Source organism: Marinobacterium lutimaris (assembly GCF_900108065.1).
GTDB classification, from domain to species: domain Bacteria; phylum Pseudomonadota; class Gammaproteobacteria; order Pseudomonadales; family Balneatricaceae; genus Marinobacterium_D; species Marinobacterium_D lutimaris.
The window spans coordinates 451,105-474,768 of the sequence record NZ_FNVQ01000001.1; the positions used below are offsets into that span (position 1 = coordinate 451,105).

Below are 23,664 nucleotides of genomic sequence, written 5' to 3' on the forward strand. Positions count from 1 at the left end.
ATCCCGATTGTTAATTGAGTGCCGTGGGTCTGCCGTGCAGGTAGCCCTGGGTGCCGTCGATGCCCAGGGCTATCAGGGTGTCCAGCTGAGTACTGCGCTCCACATGCTCCGCATAGGCTGGGACGTCGATGTTGTGCGCGACGCCGATCAGGCTGCGCACAAAGAAGCGGTCTTCGTCGCTGGTGTCGATATCGCGTATCAGTGAGCCGTCGATCTTGAGGTAGTCCGGCTTCAGGTTATAGAGATAGCTGAAACCTCTCGGGTGGATACCGAAATTGTCGACGCCAAAGCAGGCGCCGAGAGCCTGTATCTGGGCACGCAACGCCTGCACTTGCTCCAGGTTGTTGAGGATTACCGTCTCGTTGATTTCGAAGCTGACCCGTTCCGGAGTACTCAGCTGCTGTATCTGTTCGCCAAGCCAGCGCGGGAAGTCCTGCGCGGTAATGCTGTCAACACCCAGGTTTACCGCGATTCGCACGCCCTCGGGGTGTCGTCTTACGTAATCCAGTGCCGTTGACAGGGTGGCGCGGTCCATGGCGTCGAGCAGGCCAAGCTCTCGCGCCACACCGATAAAGCGGCCTGCGGGGCAGGGTTCGTTGTCCTCATCGAGGATGCGGGCCAGTAGCTCGCCATGGATCTGCTGCTGGTCGCCTCCGATAACACTCTGGTATTGCAGGAATACCTGGCCATTACGAATGGCGCTAGCCACGTGCTGCTGCCAGCTCTGGGACAGATTTTCCCGGGGCGCCTCGCCACTGTACTCGTAAATCGCTTCGTTATGTTCCTCTGCGTGATTCAAGGCGAGGCGGGCTTCAGACATCAGCAATGCTGCGCTGCTCTGGTCACTGGTTTGGCTGATACCGGCAATCAGCGGGTGTGCTGGCGCCGAGCCGTCGCGATAGAGTGAGGCGAGTTCTGTTTCTGTTTTTGTCTGGAGCTGGTTTAGCTGCGGTGCGAGCAGTTTCATCGGTTGCTGCTCGGTCAGCAGCAGGAATTCCGAACCACCGAGCCGGCCGACCAGGCTGTTGCTCGTTGTTGCGTTAGCGAGGGTCTGGAGCTCATCCGCGACCAGTTTTAACAGGCGGTTGGTGCTGTCCTCGCCGCAGCGGCGGTTGATCTCAGAAAGGGGGCGCAGGCGGATCAGGACTAAGGTAGCCGGGCCAAAATCGCGCTCATATTCCAGCCTTGCCTGCAGCTGGGCGTTGCATGCGCGCTGATTTAGCAGGCCGGTCAATGGATCGCGGTAGGCGATGCTTCTCAGCTCCTCAATATTACGGGCCTGCTCCTCAAACATCTGCTGTACCTGGCGCACCATGGCGTTCATGGCCTGGACGACGCTGCGCAGTTCGCGGGTTTTGGGCAGTTGGGGCTGCTCTATGTAGGTTTTTCTGGCAAGGGCCTCGGCCTGGCGCTCAACCTCGCCGAGAGGTTTGAGAAGATAGCGCAGCAGTAACGCGATGATCAGGGCTGCGAGCAGTGCGAGCACAGCAAACAGCAGCAGTGCGCGCTGGGCGCCCTCCCAGAAGCGTTCGTAGGCGTAACCAGCGCTGCTCTGCACGTAGATTGTGCCCACGTGGCGCCACTGGTGGGTGATAGGGCGCTCCATTGAGGGTGGGTCTATATGCACCAGGCTCACGAACCACCCGGGTACGCTGGCAGAGATATCCGGCGGGGTTTCCTTGACGTAAAGCGGCTCTCCGCTGGCATTCATGACGGCAATACGCTGGTAAAAGCCGCTGTCGAAAATGGCGTTCACGGCGGTCTCGATGGTAGCGGTGTCCTGCGCCGCCATATAGGGCGAAATGTAGAGGCCCAGGTGTGTGGCGCTATCCAGGGCGTGGGACTCAAGCTGGCGCAGCAGCATCGATTTACCGCTGTTTGACATCACAAACAGAGTGCCGGAAGCCAGCCCAATCAGGACAGCCAGGACGGCGGCGATAAGTTGCTTGACCAGAGACATATCCTTGTGACCCTTTACTGCACGTTAACGTTATTGGAGTTGACCCGGGACTGCAGCTTGACCCAGGGTTTCAGGCGGTCGGAGGTGCCTACCAGCTGTGCCCGTCGGCCACGTTTACTCAGCCATAGATTGTCGCCGTTAAAAGTATACACATGAAGCAGGTCGGGGCGTTTGTCGGCAGTGCGGATCTCGCCGATCAGGTTATCAAGCACCAGAGGGATGGCATCCGGTGTGGGGTAGTAGGTCAGGACCATATGAGCCTGATTAAGCTCCAGTGCCTTAACGTAGGTCAGGCTCATCTTGTCCACCGGGACGCCAAGTTCTTTCAGGGTGTAGTACTTCGCGATGGCGAAATCTTCACAGTCTCCGCCGTTGGTAATGAGGAACTCTACTGGAGTGGCCCAGTAGTCTTCCTGTTTCCAGTGCACGATATCGTCGATGAAGCGTACCTGGTTAAAGAGCGCGTTGACCTCTTGAAGCTGTTTCTCCAGTGGCGCGCCAGTAAGCTCCTTTATCAGATTTTGCCAGGCGCTGAGACGCTTGCCGGCTTCTTCGCCGTAGAGTTCACGAAAGTGTTGAATCTGTTCTGGAGTCAGGCGCACGCCATTCTCTGCCCGGCTTGCCAGTGCCAGCAGAAGCACGACCGCACAGCAGCAGCCGATCAATTGGGGAAAACGAAACGCGCGGAAGAAGCGGCGTTTGGTGAGCTCAGAAATGGTGGTGTCCTTTCCTGCGGTATTGAGCGCGTTAATCTTGAGGCAAAACCTGGCGCCCCTCAAGCCTGTTGAAGGTCTGTGCTGCGGATCAGCTGCCGGGCATCATGCCGCACTGGCGCAGCAGCCGCTGCCAACTCTGGGTATGCAGGTCGCGGGCCTCAAGGTAGCGGTGCCATAGCGCGTCGTCCCTGTCCGCATCGAACACCTTGGTGAAATACTCGGCTGCGGCTGGCGGTAGTGGCAGGTCGGCGATGGTTTTAAGCTGGTATTCCCGCCATAGCCGGCCTGGGCGTTCGACCGAGGACAGATAGGGCTGAAACTCTCCGGCATAGAACTGCTGGAAAACATTGCGGATAATTCTCGCCTGGTTGTTGGGTTGCTGTTTGAAACAGATCGGCCGACGTTCGAGGCGCTGATTAATGGCGGCGGCGGTCTGTTCCAGGGTGTGTGTCAGCAGCGCCAGGCTGGTGAGCCATTCGGCACCAAAGCTGGAGCGGTAGAGCTGCTCGAAATCCTTTTCCAGGTTGGCTGTGTAGGCTGGCGCCTGCCAGTTTTGCTGCCTGGTCAGACTGGCGATGTCGGCGAAGTGTTCAAGTGCTGTCTGGGGTACCGCTGTTACGCCCTCTTCGGGTAGCCCCAAGGGGGGCGCGCCGAGCGCGAACTGTTGCTCCATCTCCTCGCTGTTGTAGATGGCGTTCCAGGTCAGCGCTGGCAGGCTTTGCTCTTTGCTTTCGATGATGGCTGTTACGCGCTGGTTGAGCGCCTGCAGGTCTTCATCGTCGCTATCGGCGAGCTTGTCGTGGCATTGTCTTAACGCGGGCAGCATCTCAAGTTCGTAAATCAGGCGCTGGGATCCCGGCGCCAGTTTGGCCAGCGAAGTGTTGCGTTCAGCGATGCGGTGAAGCAGGTCGCAATGCCTGAAATCGAGCACGTCGATCAATCCTTCCCTGATCTCGGGAATCTGCAGCTGACGCTCGCGGCGCGGCGGATAGGCGGGCCGCTGCGCAAGAGCGGCGTCGAAATCGATGTCAACCGTCTGCTCAAGTGCGTTACCTACACGTTCGGTGTAGTTTTCTAGCATATCCCGGGCGGTAGGTTTACTGCATCCGCTGAGGGCCAGGGCGAGCAGCAGAAGTGTGACAAAGGTTAGGCGCATGGCTGATCCTGTATAGACGGCTGGCCAGGAGTACTGCACCGCAGGTTAGGCCGGTCAACAGCCCCCACCAGTAGCCGGCAACGCCGAGGTCCCAGCTGCGTGCGAGAAAATGCCCGGTCGGCAGGCCGATGATCCAGTAGGCAATAAACACCACCGCCAGCGTCACTGCTGTGTCTTTAAAGCCTCGAAGCATACCTCCGGCACAAACCTGAATCGCATCCGCCAACTGAAACAGGGCGGCGATACCCAGCAGTGTAACGGTCAGCTCAAGCATTACACCGGACTCGGTATAAATGCGCGCCAGCCTTGGGCCAGCCAGGACAAGCAGTGCCGAGTTTGCGATGGCGATCAACAGGGTCAGTAGCAGGCCGACACGGGTAGCGAATCGCGCGCCGCTGTGGTTGCCTGCGCCGACCAGTTGCCCCAGGCGGATGGTCAGGGCCAGTGCCAGGCTCAACGGGATCATAAAGATCACTCCGGTGAGGCTGAAGGTGATCTGGTGAGCTCCGATCACCTCGGCGCCATCGTTGGCTATCAATAGCGCGATGACTGAGAACATACTGGCTTCAATCAATAGCGCGAATCCTATGGGTACGCCGAGGCGCAGAAAGTGGATCAGCGCCCCGGCGGCAGGGAAGCTCCAGCGCCAGCTGTGTCTAACCAGGTGAAAGCGAGGGGAGCGCAGTAGCTGAATGCTCGCCAGTATCAAACTGCTCCAGAGGACTATTGCGGTGGCGTAGCCGCAACCAATGCCGCCCAGGGCGGGAACACCGAAGCCGCCAAAGATAAACAGGTAGTTGAGCGGTATGTTAAGCACTACTCCCGCACAGGCGATCAGCATGATCGGTCGGGTAGAGCCAAACCCTTCCATGAAGCTGCGCAGCGCCTGGAAGAACATCAAGGCGGGAAACCCCCAGCTGATCGCCTCAAGGTAACCGGCGGTCTTTTGTGCCAGGTGCTCGGGTAAATTAAAAAGCTGCAGCAGGGGAGTTGTGTTGTTCAGTAGAAACACGGCGATAAGGGCGAGTACGGCTGCTATACAAAGTGCCTGAGCCAGGTGTTGTCCGGCGGCAGCCTCACGGTCGGCGCCGACCTGCTGCGCCACCAGGGGAGTGGTAGCCATCAGGGTGCCGATCATGGTTAGCATCAGCGGTAGCCAGAGGCTGGTGCCCAGGGCTATGGCGGCCAGTTCATCGGTGCCTGCCTGGGCTGTCATCAGGGTATCGACAAAGCCCATCGCTTCCTGTGCGAGCTGGGTGATCATGATCGGCCAGGCGAGCGTGAGGATGATGCCTGTCTCACGCAAAACAGAACGGCGTGCTTTCAGGAGGCTGTTGGCCTGGAACGCTACCTCATCCGTTGCCTTGTGCATGAACAGTTGCTCGGTCAGATCTGAAGCGGGCCATAATAGCAAACGGGGCGCTTGAAGCGCCCCGTTGAGGTTGGTTTTTCGCGAGGGGATTGGAGACTATCAGGTGATGCGGCGGCGCACGTAGGACCCCGGAGCCGGCTCGATCGCCTTGTAAGTGTCGCTGCCGTATTCCTTGGGTGCGTCGATCTTTTTACCGGCGCGGCGGCGCAGCCATTCCGCCCAGTTGGGCCACCAGGAGCCTTCCTGGCGCTCCGCTGTTTCAAACCAGTGATCCGCCCCCTGACCCTGCTCGCCCTTGATCCAGTAGTTGCGACGGTTCTTGGAGGCGGGGTTGATGACACCGGCCACGTGGCCGCTGGCGCCAAGCACAAATTCAATGTTGCTACCGAAGGTTTCGGTCGCCTTGAAGGTGCCTTTCCAGGGTGCAATATGATCTTCCACGGTGGAGAGGAAATAGCAGGGGATCTTGATCTTGCCGAGATCAATGGGTTCGCCGCACACTTCCAGCCCGTTCGGCTCGGACAGTTTGTTCTCCAGGTACATCTTGTTGATGTAGAAGGTGTACATGTTGGCCGGCAGGTTGGTCGAGTCGCTGTTCCAGTAAAGGATGTCGAACGGCGGCGGGGTCTGACCCTTGAGGTAGTTGTTGACTACGTAGGACCAGATCAGGTCGTTGGAGCGCAGCATGTTGAACGAAGTTGCCAGCTCCTTGCCGTTAAGCACGCCCTGGGAGTTGACCTTGCTCTCTAGCTGTTTGACCTGGTACTCGTCGATAAAGACGCAGAGGTCCCCCGGGTTCTTGAAATCGGTTAGCGTGGTCAGGAAGGTGGCCGAGCCCACGGTGGCGTCCTTGCGGTTGGCCATCACTGCCAGGGCAGTGGCCAGCAGGGTGCCGCCGACGCACCAGGAGACAGCATTGATCTTGTCGTTGCCGCCGATCTCCTTGGTCAGTTCGATCGCCTTGAGAACACCGTCTGCCACGTAATCATCCCAGCTCAGGTCGCGCTGTTCGGCGGTCGGGTTGACCCAGGAGACGAGGAATACGTTCTGCCCCTGTTCCACGCAGTAGCGCACGAAGGAGTTGTGTGGCTGCAGGTCGAGGATATAGAACTTGTTGATGCTTGGTGGAACGATCAGCGTCGGGCGTTCGTACACCTGCTCGCCTTCCGGCTTGTAGTGAATCAGCTGGAAGATCTCGTTCTGGAAGACTACGGCGCCTTCGGTGGTCGCCAGGTTGACGCCCAGTTCAAAGGCGTCTTCATCGGTCATGGAAATGCGGCCTTTTTCGATATCAGCCAGCAGATTCTGCAGACCATCAACCAGGCTCTGGCCCTTGGTTTCCATCGCCTGCTGCAACACTTCCGGGTTGGTCAGTGCAAAGTTGGTCGGTGACAGGGCGTCGACATACTGCTTGGTGTAGAACTCCAGCTTTGACTGCTCGGTGGGAGCCAGCTTGGCGTTGGCGGCCATATCGACCAGCATGCGGGAAGTCAGCAGGTAGGACTGTTTGATGTAATCGTAAATCGGGTTGGTGGACCACTCTTCGCCCTGGAAGCGGCGGTCGCCTTTTTCCGGTTGGGCCACCGGAGTTTCACTGGTATTACCGCTGAGCAGGTTGCGCCAGAGATTGAACTGGGCCTGCTGATAATCGGTGATAGCCTTTATCCAGACGGTCGGATCTTCCAGCGAGCGCGTTGCCAGCTCGGTCCAGGACTGGGTGAACTGCCGAAAAATGTCGTCGCCACCGCTGGCTGAAAACATATCCAGCACTTTGTTGGTTTCATGCGCGACGTAGTTCATGAACTCCTGAGGATCGATGGAATAGTTACCGCTCTCTGATTTTTTATCCATAGATATGCCGACTCCATTGCTGGTATAGGTGTGCTGTACCGGAGCTGCGGGCTCGCGCCCTGAGCGCTAGACTGATTTTTGAGCATAGACGCAGGCGTTGGCGAGAACAACCACAAATAACGCAAGGTTATCGTTCTGTTTACCAAAACCCTATACCGCATAATGACATAGGGTTGTTGCAGAATCATTGTTCTCTAATGTTCTTTCGCGCAGATTGCCCCGAAAGAAATGAATTTGCTCTGGTCATCCGCAGATGGATAGGGTTGCTGGATAGCAGGGGCGTCGCGCCGGGCGGTTGCAGCGCGTATCCTGTGGTCGTTTATTGCCTTCCTTTTAATAGCGTCGGATCAAGATACTTTGTCTATGCCTTACCTTGAATTAATGACAACCGATGGGTGTCACCTTTGCGATCAGGCTGTCGCCGTGTTGCTGGCGGTGCTTAAGCCCGGGGATGCAGAGGTGGATCTGGTGGATATCGCCTTTGATGACTCGTTGCTGGAGCGTTATGCCACCCGGATACCGGTGGTGCGGGAGCCAGCATCTGGCAGGGAGCTGAACTGGCCCTTCGACGAAGGGCAGTTCAGTCAATTTCTGGCAGAGGTCTGCGGAACAAAGGGCGATCAGTTCGCCTGATTGAACGCCAGCAGCTTTTTCTCGCTGTCGCTTAGCAGTTGCGCAGGGCGGCCGGCGCGGGTGTCGTAGATGACCGCGAACGACAGCACGTTCTGCACATAGTTGCGGGTTTCGTCGAACGGAATGGTTTCGATCCAGATATCCAGCGGCAGTTCACCGCGGTCCCGCAGCCAGCGGTTCACCCGGTTTGGCCCCGCATTATAAGCGGCGGTAGCAAACACCCGGTTGTTATCGAAGCGGTGATACATCTCGCCAAGGTATGCGCTGCCCAGGTCTATGTTGGTCTGGGGGTCATAAAGCGAGCCCAGGCCGTTAAGCGGCAGCTCGTGTTTCTTGGCGGTGTCTCGGGCAGTGGCCGGCATCAGCTGCATCAGACCTCGGGCACCGGCGTGAGAGCGTGCCTGGATCCAGAAGGCGCTCTCCTGGCGGGCGATGGCGGTGGCCCAGGTTTTGGTAATACCGTTGCGCTCTGCTGCGGTATCAAACAGTGAGCGGAACGGATCCGGGAAGCGGATATCCAGGTCGTTCCATTTTTCGCTCTGTATGGCGCCGCGGATGCCCTGGTTGTACCAGCCCCAGCTGCTGACCAGGTGCGCGGCCAGGTGCTGCTCCCTGGGGGGAAGAATCCGGGTAATCTGATTCCACTCCGAGCGTGCATCATAAAGCTCGCCCAGTTCGAACAGTTCATGTATGCGCTGGAACGCAGGCATTGCAGCCAGGCGGGTAAGCGTCGCTTCATCCAGCTCAGCGGGTTCATGATTCATGGTAAAGGCTGAGCCGCTGAGCTCGGCGGCCAGGAAGCCATAGAAAGTGCGGTCTTTGCTCAGCTGCTTGAGCTGCTCGTTAACCTGCTGGCCCTGTTTTTCCTGGGCAACGCTGAGCCAGTACTGCCAGCGCTCGGACTGGCGCTCTTCTGCGGACAGTTTGCCGATCAGCGTTTCCACCCCTTTCCAGTCCTGGTTGATCATGGCCAGCCGGGCACGCCAGCCGGTCAGGTCATCACGCTGGAACTGCGGGTCGAGTTTTGCCAGTGTCGCCGGGGAGTCGGGTTGAAAGCGTTTGGCCTTGTAGATGCCCAGGCGGTCGGTGATCTCGAACTGCTCTTCCACAGGTATGGAGAGGCGCTCGCGGTCGCGTACCCAGAGATCGATGGCGGCATCCAGGTCGCTACGGCGCAAGCGGTTGACCGCAAGCATCAGCAGGCGTCGGTGTTCCGGGTTGGCCTTGGTGAGAATGGACGGGTTCTCAAGCAGTTGCTGCGGGTTTTCGTAAAGCGACTGGGCAAATTCGATCTGCTGCCTGGTGGTCGCTGCCTTGGCCTGTTTGGCCGCGTATTTCGCCAGCGACGGGTTGCCTGCTTCCAGCGATGCCAGTACCCGCGTCAGAGCATGGGCATCGGTCAGGCCGCCGGCCTGCATCCACTGCTCAAACAGCGGGTCGCAGGCGTTGGGCTGAGAGGATCCTTCAACCCAGAGACGACCGGCGATGGCGTATGCTTCCTGGCGCTGGTTGGTGGCCAGTGCGGCGCGACCGGCATAGCACTCTTGAGTCGTGTTTGGGTTGTCGAGGGTTTTATACAGCTGTGTGAACTGCTGCCATTCGCCGCGTTCGCCCAGTGAGGTGGTCAGTGCCCAGCGCAGACGCCCCTCAAGGGGAATGTCTGGATGGCGTTCGCTGAAGTTCAGGGCGTCCCTGGCATCGAGCTGGTCGAGCCTGGCCCGCAACTGGGTGTAAAGAATATAGGGCTTGAGCGGATAATCACCGAGTTGTTTAAGCCCGGCGACTACCTGAGGATTATCACTGCTGCGTGCGGCTTTTAGTGTCTCCTGGTACAGCTCCTGCTGTTGGGTAAGCGCTGCGACCTGGGTCGATAAAGGAGTAAGAAGCAAAAGGGTGGAAAGAACGGGGAGCAGCTTCTGGCGCTTCATCGGCGATTCATCCTCTGATAGCTCGATTTGGGGTTACGCTTTGTAATTAGTAGCAGTCTACCGTGACTGGAGCTGAATGTGCGATCGTTGAGGCTTTTTCATTTCCCCCCCCTGTTTCAGGTAGACTAGCGCGCTTGAAACTGAAAAGAGTGCATGACGTTTTATGCCGCTGATTAAATTTGATGAATTGTGTGTGAGTTTCGGGACACGCACGCTGCTGGATCATGTCAATCTGCAGATCGATCCCGGTGAACGCGTCGCCCTGGTTGGCCTGAACGGCGCCGGGAAATCCACGTTATTGAAAGTTGTATCCGGTATTCAGCATCCGGATGCGGGTACCTTCTGGCAGGATCCTGCTATTCGTATTGCGGAACTGCCGCAGATGCTGCCGGCGGCCGATGAGCGCCGCGTTGAAGATGTGGTGATGTCCGGCCTGGCGGAAGTGGTGCGGTTGCGCAGCGAGTACGAGGCGCTGGCGAACAGTCATGATCAGGCGTCCCTGGCGCAGCTGGAGAAACTGCAGCATGAGCTGGAAGCTCGCGACGGCTGGCACCTGGAACAGCGCGTTGAGACGATTCTGAACCGTCTTTCTCTGCCCGGTGACAAGACCATGGCCGAGCTCTCCGGCGGCTGGCGTCGCCGTGCGGCTCTGGGTGCTGCGCTGGTGCAGGCACCTGACCTGCTGCTGCTCGACGAGCCTACCAACCACCTGGATATCGAAACCATCGAGTGGCTGGAGGAGCAGATCCTCGCCTTCCGCGGCGGCGTCTTGTTTATCTCCCATGACCGTGCCCTGGTGGACCGGTTGGCGACGCGGATTATCGAGCTTGATCGTGGTCACCTGAGTTCTTTCCCGGGTAACTACAGCAAGTACCTGGAGCAGAAGGAGGCGTTGCTCCAGGAAGAGGAGCGCCGTAACGCTGAATTCGATAAGAAGCTGGCCCAGGAAGAGAAATGGATTCGCCAGGGTATCAAGGCAAGACGCACCCGCAACGAAGGCCGCGTCCGCGCCTTGAAAAAACTGCGCGAGGAGCGCGGTGAGCGTCGTGAACGTCAGGGCGGCGCCCAGTTTAATCTTGAGGACGCGTCCAAATCCGGCAAGCTGGTGGTGGAGCTGGAGCAGGTCTCCCATGCCTATGAAGGACAGACGATCATTCAGGATCTGACTCTGGCCATTCAGCGCGGTGACCGTGTTGGTCTGATCGGCCCGAACGGTGCCGGCAAGAGTACGCTGCTGAAGATCCTGCTCGGTGAACTGCAGCCGGATCAGGGTAAGGTGCGCCTCGGTACCAAGCTGGAGGTGGCTTACTTTGACCAGCTGCGTGGCCAACTGGATCCGGAAAAAACCATTATCGATAATGTCTCCGGTGGTCGTGAAAGTATCACCATCAACGGGCGTGACCGGCATATCATCAGTTACCTGCAGGACTTCCTGTTCAGTCCTGAACGTGCCCGCACCCCGGTGAAGGCGCTCTCCGGTGGTGAGTGCAACCGTGTCATGCTGGCGCGATTGTTCAGTCAGCCGGCCAACATGCTGGTGCTGGATGAGCCCACCAACGACCTGGATATGGAAACTCTTGAGCTGCTCGAAGAGATTCTTCTCAGTTATGAGGGCACGCTGCTGCTGGTCAGCCATGATCGTCGCTTCCTCGATAATGTAGTGACCAGCACCCTGGCGTTCGAGGGTAAGGGGCGTGTTTCTGAATATGTGGGCGGTTACCAGGACTGGCTGCGCCAGCGCCGGGTTGCCGCTACCGCTTCAGTAAAACCTGCCGGCAGTGCAGCCTCGGAGGCGGCTAAGCAGGCAAAAGCTGCGGATAAGCCAAAGGCGGGGCGCAAGTTGAGCTACAAACTCCAGCGCGAGCTGGATGCTTTGCCTGCGCAGATGGAAGAGGCCGAAGCTCTGCTGGAAGCCTTGCAGGCGGAAACCAGTGCGGCTGACTTCTACAGCCAGGACCATGCGCATGTCACTGAGCGACTTGAGGCATTAAGTGCCCAGGAGCTCAAGCTGGAGGCGCTGATGGAGCGCTGGGTGGAGCTGGAGGAGATGCAGGCCGGGGCTTGACCCGGCCTGCCAGTGAGACGGATAGCTAACTGAAGATCTGTCAGTCTTTCTTGACGCGCACCGCGAGTACATCGCAGGGCGCACCGTGCAGCACGCCGTTGGCGGTAGAGCCAAGCAGCAGCGCGAGGCCGTGACGGCCGTGGCTGCCGACGATGATCAGGTCGGTTTCCTCGTTGCTGGCGACCTGGTGGATCTCGGTTTCGGTGTTGCCGGTAACAACGAATTTCTTGTCTACGGGGTAGCTTAGCTGTTCGGCATAGGCGCTGAGCTTGCTGCGGGCATGTTCGTCCAGCTGTTCCTGGATGGTGGAGAGATCCATGGGCACATCGCCGCCATAGGCAAAACTAAGCGGCTCGACCACGTGGATCAGGCTGAGCTGCGCCTGGTTCATGCGGGCAAGCTCAACTGCGCGATCCGAAAGCTGGGGGCACTCTTCGGACAGATCGATGGCAAGCAGAATTCGAGAATAACGGGCCATAGTCTGGGCTCCTTGTCGACTGGACTCCGGCCGCGGGGTACGACCGGGTTTTTTAGTTTCTCTTTAAGGATAATAACATCATGAAATGGTTAATCATCATCCTGGTGGTGTCATCTCTGGTGGGTTCGGTGATGTGGGTCATGCCGAGTCCGCGTGAGAGGTTCCAGGCAAACCTGCGCCTGAAGGCACGGAAGCTGGGCTTTCAGGTGCAGATTGCCCAGTTGAAAATGCCGCGTCAGAAAGGAGAAATGGAAGCTGAGACACTCAGTGTTCCCGTTTACCGCCAGGTGCGCACCAATCTCAACAGTCGGCAGAAAGATAACTGGGTGAGCTGGCATGTCTGTCGTGGCGAAACCCTGGCTCAGGATGGTCTGCCGCCAGGCTGGAGCTGGATCACAGGTGAGGGCCGTCTATCAGACGACCGCCTGAGGCCGCTCTGTGAAACATTGCAGGCGCTGCCGGACGATGCCATAGCGCTGGAGTCAACGCCGATCCACCTGAATGTGTTTTGGCGCGAACGGGATGAAGCCTCCCTTGACCGAATCAAAAATGCTATCGATCCGCTTGTTGAAGCCAGGATATAAAGGAGATTGCCGATGAATGTGCCGGAATTGCCGCTGGGTATCTATCGTCATTACAAGGGCAAGGACTACGAGGTGATAGGGCTTGCGCGTCACTCGGAAACCGAGGAATGGATGGTCGTCTATCGAACGCTGTATGGCGATTTTCGTCTCTGGGTCAGGCCTTACGCAATGTTCGTTGAAAAGGTTGTGCTGGAAAGCGGGAAGGAGGTCGGTCGCTTCGAGCCGATCTGAGGGGCATCTGTAGCGGGCGAACTACTGGTTCAGGTAGTCATCCAGTGAGTCCGCCAGCGCTCCGGCGCCGTAATCGCGTTTTGGCTGGAGCTTGTCGATCTCCTGCTGCAGACGCTGCTGCAATGCCTGCTTCTGCTGTTGTGGCACCGTGGCGCGAACCAGTACGGCCTTGGCATGCTTGTAGTGGGCCAGGGCGCCGTGACGTTCGCCCTTTTTCTGCATCCTTTCGGCCTGGTTGATGTGGGCCTCGGTAACCATGGAGACATTGAGCCAGTAAAGCTCCTGCTGGTAAGCCAGAGCCAGTTGCGGGGTCAGTCGCCCCTTCTTGCCCATCTCCAGCAGCAGCTTTTCGGCGAAGTTGAGGTAGATCTGGGCGCGGCGCACGGCGCGGTCGCTGTCCAGACCGCCGGGTCGCTTCTGGATGCGGTCGGTGGACTCCTTGGAGCGGGCGATCTCCGTCATCAGATCGGAGTCCGGCGCCAGGGCGTTGATCTCCTCAATCAACGACATGGCGTGCTGGTTGAGCTTGTCGATGATGTCCGGCCGACAGCCAACCTCTTTGAGTACGGCGAGCGCATTCAAGGTGTGTTCGGACTGCTGTTTCAGCCATTTAAGGCGGTTGGCGCGAAACTTGTTCTGCTCCTCGCGTGTCGTGATGACATAATTCACCGCAAGGGCGGCAAGACCGACCAGGGCGATAAGCACGACATAGAGTAGATTGTCTGACAGCATCAACTTTGGCACTCTGAAAAAAGAGACAGTTAGCGCTATGAAGTATAAAGTGCCCGCGCTGACTTTGCGATGTAGCGGCCGTTATCTATAAATTCCTTCAGGATGGCCGATTTTACGCCTTTGCTTGACCCCTGTTGAGGCAACACTTATATATGCACGCAGCTTCCGGGGTCGGATTTAGTTTGTTTAAGGATTTTTTTTGATGGGTAAAACGCTCGTTATTGTGGAGTCGCCGGCAAAGGCGAAAACGATCAACAAGTACCTTGGCAGCCAGTATGTGGTGAAGTCGAGTGTTGGTCATATTCGCGATCTGCCGACCAGTGGTAGTGCGACCAAGAGCGATCCCAAGGAGCGCGCCAAACAGGCGGCGCTGACGCGTAAGATGTCGCCGGAAGACAAGGCGGAATACAAAAAGCGCAAGGCGAAAGAGCAGTTGGTCGCCAGGATGGGTGTGGACCCTGAGAACGACTGGGATGCTCATTACGAAATTCTGCCCGGCAAGGAAAAAGTGGTCGATGAGCTGAAAAAGCTCGCCCGCTCGGCTGATGAAATCTATCTCGCGACCGATTTGGACCGCGAGGGGGAGGCGATCGCCTGGCACCTGCGTGAGTCGATCGGTGGCGATGATTCGCGTTTTCGGCGCGTGGTGTTCAACGAAATCACCAAAAAAGCGATCAAACAAGCGTTCGAGGAGCCGGGGCAGCTCGACCTGAACCGGGTGAATGCCCAGCAGGCGCGGCGTTTCCTTGATCGTGTCGTTGGCTACATGGTGTCTCCGCTGCTGTGGGAAAAGGTCGCCCGTGGCCTTTCTGCAGGGCGTGTGCAATCCGTTGCCGTAAAGCTCGTCGTCGAGCGTGAACGGGAAATCCGAGCCTTCGTACCCGAAGAATATTGGGAAGTGCATGCCGATGCGCTGACGCCGAAAGAGGAAGCGTTGCGCCTTCAGGTGGTCAAGCAGGCAGGCGTTAACTTCCGCCCGACCAACGAAGACGAGACGGAAGCGGCGCTCAAGCTTCTGCGCTCCGAGTCTTTCGAAGTGGTCAACCGGGAAGACCGACCCACCAGCAGCAAGCCTTCAGCGCCGTTTATCACCTCGACCCTGCAGCAGGCTGCCAGTACGCGTCTCGGTTTCGGCGTCAAGAAAACCATGACCCTGGCGCAGCGTCTGTACGAAGCGGGTTACATCACCTACATGCGTACCGACTCAACGAATCTCAGCGCTGAAGCGGTTGAGTCCTGTCGTGCACACATTCAGAAAGCGTTTGGCGACGAATACCTGCCGGCGGATCCGGTGCGTTACAGCTCCAAAGAGGGCGCTCAGGAAGCGCACGAGGCGATCCGTCCCTCTGACGTCAACATGGCGCCGGATGCCCTGGTGGGCATGGATGCGGACGCTGTGCGTCTGTATGACCTGATTCGTCGTCAGTTCCTGGCATGCCAGATGACTCCGGCGCGTTACCTCAGCACACGCCTGCAGGTTAAAGCCGGCGAGTTCGAACTGACCACCAAGGGTCGTATCCTCAAGTTTGATGGTTACACCCGCGTCATGGCGAGCAAGGGTAAGAGCGACGAAGACCTGATCCTGCCGGACGTAAAACCGGGCGAAGCGCTGGCGCTGCAGACGCTGGATCCGAAACAGCACTTCACCAAGCCGGCGCCGCGCTACACCGAAGCGAGCCTCGTAAAAGAACTGGAAAAGCGCGGTATCGGCCGTCCGTCGACCTATGCATCGATCATTTCGACGATTCAGGACCGTGGCTACGTCGAAGTTCAGGCGCGTCGCTTCTATGCCCGCAAGATGGGCGATATCGTCACCGAACGTCTCAGCGAAAACTTCTCAGATCTGATGGATTACGGTTTTACCGCCCGCATGGAGGAATACCTCGATGAGGTGGCTCAGGGCGATATGGACTGGAAGCAACTGCTGAACCGTTTCTATACCGACTTTGAGAAGAAACTTGAGCAGGCGCAGGATCCTGAAGAGGGTATGCGTCCGAATACGCCGACGCCCACCGACATCGACTGCCCGGAATGTGGACGCAAAATGATGATTCGCACCGGCAGTACCGGTGTGTTCCTGGGCTGTTCTGGTTACAACTTGCCGCCGAAAGAGCGCTGCAAGGCAACGATCAACCTGATTCCTGGCGATGAGGTGGTCAGCGTGGATGGGGATGACGAAGAGGAATCCCGTATCCTGCGTAACAAGCACCGCTGCGATCTTTGTGGTGCAGCGATGGAGGCCTACCTGGTCGACGCCGAGCGTAAGCTGCATGTCTGCGGTAATAACCCGGATTGCCCGGGCTATGAGGTTGAGCAGGGTAGCTTCAAGATCAAAGGCTATGATGGCCCGGTGATTGAGTGCGACAAGTGCGGCTCCGAGATGCAGCTGAAGACCGGTCGCTTCGGTAAATTCTTCGGCTGTACCAATGGCGACTGCAAGAACACTCGCAAGCTGTTGAAAAACGGCGAGGTGGCTCCGCCGAAGATCGATCCGGTACCTATGCCCGAACTGCAGTGTCAGAAGGTGGATGACACTTACGTTCTTCGTGATGGTGCCAGTGGCCTGTTCCTGGCGGCCAGTCAGTTCCCGAAAAACCGGGAAACCCGTGCGCCGCTGGTCAGTGAGCTGATCCCGCATCGCAGCGATATTGACCCCAAGTATCACTATCTGCTGGATGCGCCGGAGAAGGATGAAGAGGGCAATCCGGCGGTGGTTCGCTACAGCCGCAAGACCAAAGAGCAATATGTGATGTCGGAGAAGGATGGTAAAGCTACCGGGTGGCGCGCGTATTACGTTGATGGCCACTGGCGCACAGAACATGCGCGCAAGAAAAAGTAGCGGCCGACAGGAGGCTGGATGAGCGACATCTATCTATCGAGGACCAACCAGAAGCTTAGCTTCGTCCGTCTGCACCTGGAGGCGCTGGACGCCTCCCTGGTCAGCAACAGCTGGAACAGGCATGGCTTGGTCGAATCCTACAATGAGTCTGTGCTCTTTCATCTGACTGGGGCGGTACACTCTTTTCTGCGTGAGATCGCGGAGCGCTATCGGCTGGATGCGTCTGCGGTCAGCAGTGTAGGGGATCTTCAGCGGCAGCTGGAACAGACCGGGCAGGAGGCTCCTGAAGCCAGTGAGCTGGCTCAGTTGGTTGAATCCAGGGAAAGCTGGTTAAGCCGTCTTTATCGAGCTTACGATGCCTGCTGGTCGGCTAGAGATGGGCATCTGCAACGTTCTGACCAGTCACAAAGCCTTTCTGAAATTCATGTGGTTCAGGTAAATCCCGATCACTCCGAGGATCCGGCCGTGCTGGAGGAGTATCGTAGCTGGTTTGCCGCGCTCGATCTGTTGGTCGAGCGTCTGCGCAGCTCCATGCTGGAGTGGTGATCGGCTTTTCAGCCGATTCTCACTTGCTTGTCAGTCGCTGTTAGCTGCTGCGCTTCAATGCCGGCGGGCCTTAGTGCCCGCCGCGAACAACAATTCCCTGAGTATCGCTGCAGGCTGCAGAGAGTTGCAGCTGTCCCATTCCCGCCTCGTCAAGATCCGGATGCCAGGATACTACTGCGTGACAGGTGCGTGCCTTTAGTGCTCTGCTGGCCAGATCCAGGGTGGAGTGCTTGCGGCTTGGTTTGAGAAACCAGAGATGTTCCATGTCCACACCCGCTTCCGCCAGAGATTCTCGCGTGATCTCTGCCGGGGCGCCAACGATGGCCAGCCAGCGATTCTGGCGGCTCAGTTGTGCCAGCATTGGCAACAGCAGGGGAGAGAGGGATACCTCTCTGCTGTGCTGGATGATCTCGGTGACCCGTCCGGTGATCTGGCCGCCCTGCTGGGGCACCTGAGCCGGGGTAGGGTTAGCGCTGTAATCTATTGCGGATGCGTACATGCTGGCACCTCTGTCTGTCTTTAAAGGTCGGCTCTTTGCCGGATTACACCGACGCCCAGTCCCTCGATCTGAAGTTCCTGTTCAGCCAGGTCCACCTCGATCGGTGCGAACTCTTCGTTCTCTGCAATCAGGTAGACCATCTGTCCTTCGCGGTGGAAACGCTTTACGGTGACTTCGTCGCCGATACGGGCTACTACAATCTGGCCTTCACGGGCTTCTGGTGTCTGATGGACTGCAAGCAGGTCGCCATCCAGAATGCCGATGTTTTTCATGCTCATGCCGCGAACCCGCAGCAGATAATCCGCGCTTGGGCGGAAGAACTCTGCCCCGATGGCGCAATAATTATCGATATGTTCCTGCGCCAGGATCGGTTCGCCGGCGGCGACCTGGCCGACGATGGGCAGGCCTTCGTTGGCTGCTTCCTGCTGCGTTTCCGGCAGCCGGATGCCTCGGGATGTTCCTGGCGTGATTTCGATGGCGCCCTTACGTGCCAGTGCCTTGAGATGTTCCTCTGCGGCGTTGGCGGAGCGGAAACCCAGATCGCGAGCGATGTCGGCGCGTGTCGGCGGGTAGCCGGTCTCATCGATATGGCGGCGGATGCAGTCGAGTACTTCGCTTTGGCGTTTGGTCAGTTTCATCGTCATATGTCTATTTATACAGTACATGTAGTTTTATACAGTATTTTTTCTGCGTCAAGCTATCGTCTGTTTTAATATGCGTGCTCTTGCTATGATGCCCGCCGTTTCGATCCAGGAGGTTCCAGGTTTGCTGGACAAGGCGCTTAAAGAAAACATTCAGTCTGCTTACAGCCGCTTTTTGGCAAGTAAGGGGCTGAGAGCGCGTGGCGCCCAGAAACAGATGATCGCTGTTATTGCCCGGGGACTCGCAGGTATTGGTTGCGGCGAAAAGGGTGAGCGCCTGGGCGAAAAGCATGTAACCGTTGTTGAAGCGGGAACAGGTACCGGTAAAACCATCGCGTATCTGCTCTCTGTGTTGCCTGTGGCCGCTGCGCGCAAGAAGAAGGTGGTTCTGTCCACGGCAACGGTTTCGCTGCAGGAGCAACTGGTCAACAAGGATCTTCCCGAGGTTATAGAGCACGCGGGTATTTCTATCGATTACCAGCTTGCCAAAGGGCGCGGTCGCTACCTCTGTATCAACAAGATCGAGCAGCACCTTGAGCGTCAGGGCGATCTTGGTCAGATGGCGCTGTACGAGGATGAAGAAGCCGAAGTACTCGATCCCGCGACCCGCGCTCTATACAGGGAACTGGTCGACAAGCTGGCTTCCGGGCGTTGGGATGGGGATCGGGATAACCTTCCTGATACGCTGGATGATCAGATCTGGCGGCCCTTGACCAGCGATCACATGCAGTGCAGCAATCGCCGTTGCGTCAACTTTTCTGCCTGTCCGTTTTACCGTTCTCGCGAACAGCTGGATAGCGTTCAACTGGTCGTTGCCAACCACGATCTGGTGCTGGCGGACCTGGCCCTTGGTGGCGGCGCGATACTGCCGGACCCCGCTGACACCATCTATATCTTCGACGAGGGACACCACCTGGCTGACAAGGCTAGCGGTCACTTTGCATTTTCCGCGCGCCTTGGCGCCAGTCAGAAATTGTTGCAGGGGATTCCCCGAAAGCTGGGAGCGCTTGTCGATGAGGCCGGCGGTGCAATTGCGCTTCGCGATCCTTCCGAAAGGCTGCAGCGGCCGGTCAGCGACGCACTGTTGACGCTTGAACAGATTGATCCGACGCTACATGCACTGTTCGACAGTGAGGAGGCGAGTACTCGTGTTCGCTTTCCGCAGGGGCGAGTGCCTGAAGCGCTGAGTCTTTCCTGTCGCGACCTTACCAGTGCTTCGGAGCGTGTGTCCCAGCACCTCGAGCAGGTGGTCTCTGTGCTGCGAGAGGCGATGGAGGGCGAAATTGCAGAGGTGGATCGAGCGTTAGCCGAGCGCTGGTATCCGCAGTTGGGGCGCCTATGGGGCCGCGTTCAACAGCTCAGCTGGTTGGCACGCAGTTATGCCACCAAGGATCTGGAAGGGCGCTCGCCTACAGCTCGTTGGGTGTCCCGGGTTGATAACAACGGCCTGACAGATCTTGAGGTGCGCAGTGCGCCGGTCTCTTCGGCGGATACGCTTAAGGAGCATCTCTGGGATGTCTGTTTTGGCGCTGTAGTGACCTCGGCGACTCTGACGGCGCTGGGGCGTTTTGATCGCCAGCTCGAACAGCTTGGCCTGCCGGCAGACACCCTCTGCGAGCGGCTGCAGAGCCCCTTTGATCACTATAATAAGGGGGTGCTGGAAGTGCCTTCCATGCGTACCGATCCCCGCGATCCTCAGGCGCATACCGAAGAGGTGGCGGAGATCCTCACAGCCCGGCTGGCGGACACTGGAGCAGCACTGGTTCTGTTCAGTAGCTGGCGCCAAATGAGGACAGCCCTTGAACGCCAGCCTGAATCCATTAAGAATAGGGTGCTTGCTCAGGGCGAGCAGAGCCGTCAGGAGATATTGCGGTGTCACCGGCAGCGAGTTGATGCGGGTGAGCCGAGCGTTATTTTCGGTCTAGCTTCCTTTGCGGAGGGGGTAGACCTGCCCGGTGGATATCTGACCGAGGTTATTATCACCAAGTTGCCGTTTGGCGTTCCGGATGATCCGGTTGACGCCACGCTGGCGGAGTGGATTGAGCAGCAGGGCGGGAATGCGTTTTCCGACTGGTCGGTGCCAACCGCTTCCATGCGCCTGACTCAGGCGGTGGGGCGTTTGCTGCGCACCGAAGAGGACAGTGGGCGAGTGGTGCTGCTGGATCGCCGTGTGGTGACCCGGCGCTACGGCCGTCAGCTACTGGATTCTCTGCCGCCATTTCGTCGCGAAATAGCATATTGATTCGACCAATTACATAGGTAGTCCTTTGAGTACAGAAGAGAAAAACCAGCCGAATCCGGAAAACACCAGCGGCGACAAGAGCGGCGAAAAGGGTGGCGATAATAACCGTAAGCCGCGTCGTCGGCGTCGTTCTCGCAAGCCTGCCACTGCGAAGAAAAATACGCAGCAGCAGAGCTGGACTCCCGCCATGTTCAAGGTGGCTCCGGCAGAGGGTAAAAGGCGTTTTCACGACTTCAACCTGCCGGACGTGCTGCTGCACGCGATTGCTGACCAGGGCTTCCAGTACTGTACACCGATCCAGGCGGAGACTATCGTACCTGCCCTCGAGGGCAGGGATATTATCGGCAAGGCGCAGACCGGTACCGGTAAAACCGCGGCTTTCCTGATCGGTATTATCACCGATCTGCTTGATTTCGGCGTTGAGGGTGAGCGCAAGCTGGCAGAGCCACGTGCACTGATTATCGCACCGACCCGTGAACTGGCGCTGCAGATCGCCTCCGACGCCGAAGGGTTGTGCCGTTACGCCGGATTGAACGTGGTCTCTCTGGTCGGTGGCATGGACTACGATGGTCAGCGTAAGCAGCTCTCTGAGCGCCCCGTGGATATTCTTGTGGCGACACCTGGGCGTCTGATTGACTTCGTGCGCGGCAAAGAGGTTGATCTCTACAACATCGAAGTGCTGGTCCTGGATGAAGCGGACCGAATGCTGAGCATGGGCTTTATTCCGGATGTGCGTACCATTATCCGTCAGACTCCACGTAAGGGGCCTGAGCGTCAGACGCTGCTCTACAGCGCGACGTTCACCGAAGATGTGATGCGTCTTGCGCGTCAGTGGACCATGGATGCTGTACACATCGAGATTGAGTCGGAGCACAAGACGACCGATAACGTATCGCAGACGGTTTTCCTGGTTTCGAGCCATGAGAAATATCAGCTGCTGATCAACTATCTCCGGGTCAACGGTATCGAAAGGGCGATCGTATTCTGTAACCGTCGCCATGAAACCCGTTCCCTGGCGGAGAAGCTGCGTAAGGATGGCCTGCGCGCGGCGCTGATGTCCGGTGAGATTCCGCAGAACAAACGTCTGAAAACCCTTGAGGATTTCCGCAGCGGCAAGATCCAGGTGCTGGTGGCAACCGATGTCGCCGGTCGTGGTATTCATATCGATGGCGTCACTCACGTTATCAACTATCAGTTGCCGGATGATGCGGATGACTATGTGCACCGAATCGGCCGTACCGGTCGTGCTGGTGCTACCGGTACTTCTATCTGCTTTGCCTGCGAGGATGACTCTTTCATGATTCCGCAGGTGGAAGAGGAAACCGGGGTCAAACTCGAGTGCGTGCATCCGGATCCTGAACTGCTGAAGCCGCTGGAAAAAGAAACCCAGCCGCATAGCGAGGCTGAGAAGCTGCAGCAGGACGAAGTTTCCGAGGCAGTCTCCGAGGCTGACACCGCCACTGATAGCGAAGCAGCGGCTGAAGCTGAAATTTCCACAATTGCTGCGACCGAAACGGAAGCGCCAGTTGCAGAGCATAAGGCAGAAACAGACGTTTCTGAGATTGAGGCTGAAACCGTTAAGGTCGATGCTGTTGAGATCGATACTGTTGAGATCGAAAGCGCTGTGGAAAGCATTGCTGAATCTTCCGAGTCGGAAACTGCTAGCTCTGAAGTCGCAGGCGTCGAAGCTGCTGACTCGGAAGTTAGTGGGTCGGAAGCTGCTGGATCGGAGGTTACTGACTCTGAGCACGTTGCGGCTGAACCTCAGGTTGAGTCCGCTGAACCTGTAGAGTCTGAGGTCAAGCCGGAAGCTGAAGCTGATACCTCTGAAGAGGCCAGTGCAGCTGAAGAGACTTCACAGGAAGAATCTGCGCCGAAGCAGGCGGCTGAACTTGAGCGGCAGCAGCAGAACTGAGTAGAGGTCTGGCAATGGATCGTCACCGCACTGGCAAAATCAGTAACCTGCTGGCGATCATCGCCAGCGCCTTCTTTGCTGCCGTGGGAATTGCCGGGTATCAGCGTACCGAAGATGTTCGGCAGCTTCTGCTGTTTGTTGCTTTGGCGGCACTGGCGTTCGGCGTCGTGAAGCTGGCGTTCTACGGTATCAATCGTTTGTTGGATAAGATCGAGTAAAAAGGGGATAGGCATGACCGAGACTGCACCGGTTGCAGTACTGGGGGGCGGTAGCTTCGGCACCGTAATCGCCAATATGGTCGCAGAAAAGGGCGTTGAGACCCGCCTTTGGATGCGTAATGCCGAGGCCGCCGAGAAGATCAATGCGGACCGGGAAAACGTTCGTTACGTGCCTGGATACGCGCTGTCTGAGAATCTTCATGCTACCAGCGATCTAGAGGCTGCTCTCGAAGGTGTCGAGATTGTCTTCGTTTCAGTGCCCTCCAGCGCCGTCAGGGGCTTGATGCAGCGGGTGAGTCCCTTGCTTAAACCGGGTCAGATGCTGATCAGTACCACTAAGGGGATCGAGGCTGGAAGCTTTAGCCTGATGAGCGAAATTCTGGCTGTCGAGGTGCCCCAGGCGCGAGTTGGCGTGCTGAGCGGACCTAACCTTGCCAAGGAGGTGGCGCGCAGGGAGTTGACCGGAACGGTCATTGCCTCTGAGGACGAAGAGCTACGTGATCGTATCCAGGCGCTTCTGCACAGTCCCTATTTTCGCGTCTATGCCAGTAGCGATACCTACGGGGTTGAGCTTGGCGGCACACTGAAAAATATCTATGCCATTGCTGCCGGTCTCAGCGCTGCGTTCGGTATGGGCGAGAACACCAAGAGCATGCTGATGACCCGCAGCCTGGCGGAGATGAGCCGCTTTGCGGTTAGCATGGGAGCTAATCCGCTGACTTTTCTCGGGCTCGCAGGTGTCGGTGATCTGATCGTTACCTGCATGTCTCCGCTAAGTCGCAACTACCGTGTCGGTTATGCGCTGGGCGAGGGCAAGACTCTGGCAGAGGCTGTGGAGGCTCTGGGCGAGGTGGCGGAAGGGGTTAATACCCTGAAGCTGGTGCGCGAAAAAGCGGCGGAAAAGGATGTCTACATGCCCCTGGTCGACGGTCTTTATCAGGTTGTTTTTGAGGGCGCTCCGATCAGTGAGGTGGCTCGTCGCATGATGATGAACGAGCAGCCCAGTGATGTTGAGTTCGTCCTGCCGCGGGACTGACAGGGCTGAACGATGCGCCTGT

Annotated in this window: 19 protein-coding genes and 1 pseudogene; 10 read left to right on the forward strand and 10 right to left on the reverse strand. The window is 57.8% G+C overall.

Going from position 1 to position 23,664, the window contains the following annotated elements; translation table 11 throughout:
- Positions 1-10: 10 nt before the first annotated feature.
- From C4S72_RS02115 to C4S72_RS02135, 5 genes are all read right to left on the reverse strand, one after another.
- Positions 11-1,960, reverse strand: coding sequence for a bifunctional diguanylate cyclase/phosphodiesterase (locus C4S72_RS02115; protein ID WP_104001418.1), 1,950 nt, complete (start codon positions 1,958-1,960; stop codon positions 11-13).
- Positions 1,961-1,974: 14 nt separating this feature from the next.
- Positions 1,975-2,601, reverse strand: a complete 627-nt coding sequence (locus C4S72_RS02120) for a transglutaminase-like cysteine peptidase (RefSeq protein WP_235009020.1) — start codon at positions 2,599-2,601, stop codon at positions 1,975-1,977.
- A 163-nt stretch (positions 2,602-2,764) separates the two neighbouring features.
- On the reverse strand, positions 2,765-3,832 hold the full coding sequence (locus C4S72_RS02125) for a DUF3080 family protein (RefSeq protein WP_104001419.1): 1,068 nt from the start codon (positions 3,830-3,832) through the stop codon (positions 2,765-2,767).
- Positions 3,774-5,204, reverse strand: coding sequence for an MATE family efflux transporter (locus tag C4S72_RS02130; protein ID WP_104001420.1), 1,431 nt, complete (start codon positions 5,202-5,204; stop codon positions 3,774-3,776). Before C4S72_RS02130 ends, C4S72_RS02125 begins: the two co-directional genes overlap by 59 nt.
- Before the next feature lie 99 nt (positions 5,205-5,303).
- A complete protein-coding gene (locus tag C4S72_RS02135; protein WP_104001421.1) occupies positions 5,304-7,055 on the reverse strand; it encodes a PHA/PHB synthase family protein in 1,752 nt (583 codons plus the stop codon).
- Positions 7,056-7,418: 363 nt separating this feature from the next.
- Between C4S72_RS02135 and C4S72_RS02140 the strand changes: the two genes are divergently transcribed.
- Positions 7,419-7,688: a glutaredoxin family protein gene (locus C4S72_RS02140; RefSeq protein WP_104001422.1), complete on the forward strand. Its 270-nt coding sequence runs from the start codon at positions 7,419-7,421 to the stop codon at positions 7,686-7,688.
- Here the strand turns inward: C4S72_RS02140 and C4S72_RS02145 are convergent.
- Positions 7,676-9,616 (reverse strand): transglycosylase SLT domain-containing protein, encoded by a 1,941-nt coding sequence (locus C4S72_RS02145; RefSeq protein WP_104001423.1) that lies wholly within the window; start codon positions 9,614-9,616, stop codon positions 7,676-7,678. The two genes, C4S72_RS02140 and C4S72_RS02145, sit on opposite strands and share 13 nt — an antisense overlap.
- Positions 9,617-9,779: 163 nt before the next feature.
- On the opposite strand from C4S72_RS02145, the gene C4S72_RS02150 reads away from it, so the two are divergent.
- A complete protein-coding gene (locus tag C4S72_RS02150) occupies positions 9,780-11,681 on the forward strand; it encodes an ATP-binding cassette domain-containing protein (protein WP_104001424.1) in 1,902 nt (633 codons plus the stop codon).
- 40 nt (positions 11,682-11,721) lie between these two features.
- On the opposite strand, the gene C4S72_RS02155 is transcribed toward C4S72_RS02150, so the two are convergent.
- A complete protein-coding gene (locus tag C4S72_RS02155) occupies positions 11,722-12,159 on the reverse strand; it encodes a universal stress protein (RefSeq protein ID WP_104001425.1) in 438 nt (145 codons plus the stop codon).
- Between the two features lie 80 nt (positions 12,160-12,239).
- Here C4S72_RS02155 and C4S72_RS02160 point away from each other — a divergent pair, with 80 nt between their 5' ends.
- Positions 12,240-12,743, forward strand: coding sequence for a hypothetical protein (locus C4S72_RS02160; protein ID WP_104001426.1), 504 nt, complete (start codon positions 12,240-12,242; stop codon positions 12,741-12,743).
- A gap of 12 nt (positions 12,744-12,755) precedes the next feature.
- Positions 12,756-12,974, forward strand: coding sequence for a DUF1653 domain-containing protein (locus tag C4S72_RS02165; protein WP_104001427.1), 219 nt, complete (start codon positions 12,756-12,758; stop codon positions 12,972-12,974).
- A 21-nt stretch (positions 12,975-12,995) separates the two neighbouring features.
- Here the strand turns inward: C4S72_RS02165 and C4S72_RS02170 are convergent, their stop codons facing one another.
- Positions 12,996-13,706 (reverse strand): DNA topoisomerase I, encoded by a 711-nt coding sequence (locus C4S72_RS02170; protein ID WP_104001428.1) that lies wholly within the window; start codon positions 13,704-13,706, stop codon positions 12,996-12,998.
- Between the two features lie 202 nt (positions 13,707-13,908).
- Between C4S72_RS02170 and topA the strand changes: the two genes are divergently transcribed.
- Together topA and C4S72_RS02180 are read left to right on the forward strand one after the other, a co-directional pair.
- Positions 13,909-16,545, forward strand: a complete 2,637-nt coding sequence (topA, locus tag C4S72_RS02175) for a type I DNA topoisomerase (protein ID WP_104001429.1) — start codon at positions 13,909-13,911, stop codon at positions 16,543-16,545.
- A gap of 18 nt (positions 16,546-16,563) precedes the next feature.
- Positions 16,564-17,091, forward strand: coding sequence for a DUF6586 family protein (locus C4S72_RS02180; RefSeq protein WP_104001430.1), 528 nt, complete (start codon positions 16,564-16,566; stop codon positions 17,089-17,091).
- Positions 17,092-17,161: 70 nt separating this feature from the next.
- On the opposite strand, the gene C4S72_RS02185 is transcribed toward C4S72_RS02180, so the two are convergent.
- Both C4S72_RS02185 and lexA read right to left on the reverse strand, forming a co-directional pair.
- Positions 17,162-17,590, reverse strand: a complete 429-nt coding sequence (locus tag C4S72_RS02185) for a SulA-like leucine-rich domain-containing protein (protein ID WP_104001431.1) — start codon at positions 17,588-17,590, stop codon at positions 17,162-17,164.
- A 20-nt stretch (positions 17,591-17,610) separates the two neighbouring features.
- Entirely contained in the window at positions 17,611-18,234 is a 624-nt protein-coding gene (lexA, locus tag C4S72_RS02190) for a transcriptional repressor LexA (protein WP_456085536.1), read from the reverse strand.
- A gap of 121 nt (positions 18,235-18,355) precedes the next feature.
- On the opposite strand from lexA, the gene dinG reads away from it, so the two are divergent.
- The 4 genes and pseudogenes from dinG (at position 18,356) to C4S72_RS02210 (ending at position 23,642) form a co-directional block, all read left to right on the forward strand.
- Positions 18,356-20,473 carry an ATP-dependent DNA helicase DinG gene (dinG, locus tag C4S72_RS02195; protein WP_104001433.1) on the forward strand — a complete coding sequence of 706 codons (2,118 nt, stop codon included), beginning with the start codon at positions 18,356-18,358 and terminating at the stop codon, positions 20,471-20,473.
- 187 nt (positions 20,474-20,660) lie between these two features.
- A pseudogene (gene rhlB, locus C4S72_RS02200) lies at positions 20,661-21,839 on the forward strand (ATP-dependent RNA helicase RhlB); the annotation flags it as partial.
- A 563-nt stretch (positions 21,840-22,402) separates the two neighbouring features.
- Positions 22,403-22,606 carry a hypothetical protein gene (locus tag C4S72_RS02205; RefSeq protein ID WP_104001435.1) on the forward strand — a complete coding sequence of 68 codons (204 nt, stop codon included), beginning with the start codon at positions 22,403-22,405 and terminating at the stop codon, positions 22,604-22,606.
- Positions 22,607-22,619: 13 nt separating this feature from the next.
- Positions 22,620-23,642 (forward strand): NAD(P)H-dependent glycerol-3-phosphate dehydrogenase, encoded by a 1,023-nt coding sequence (locus C4S72_RS02210; RefSeq protein ID WP_104001436.1) that lies wholly within the window; start codon positions 22,620-22,622, stop codon positions 23,640-23,642.
- Positions 23,643-23,664 lie beyond the last annotated feature (22 nt).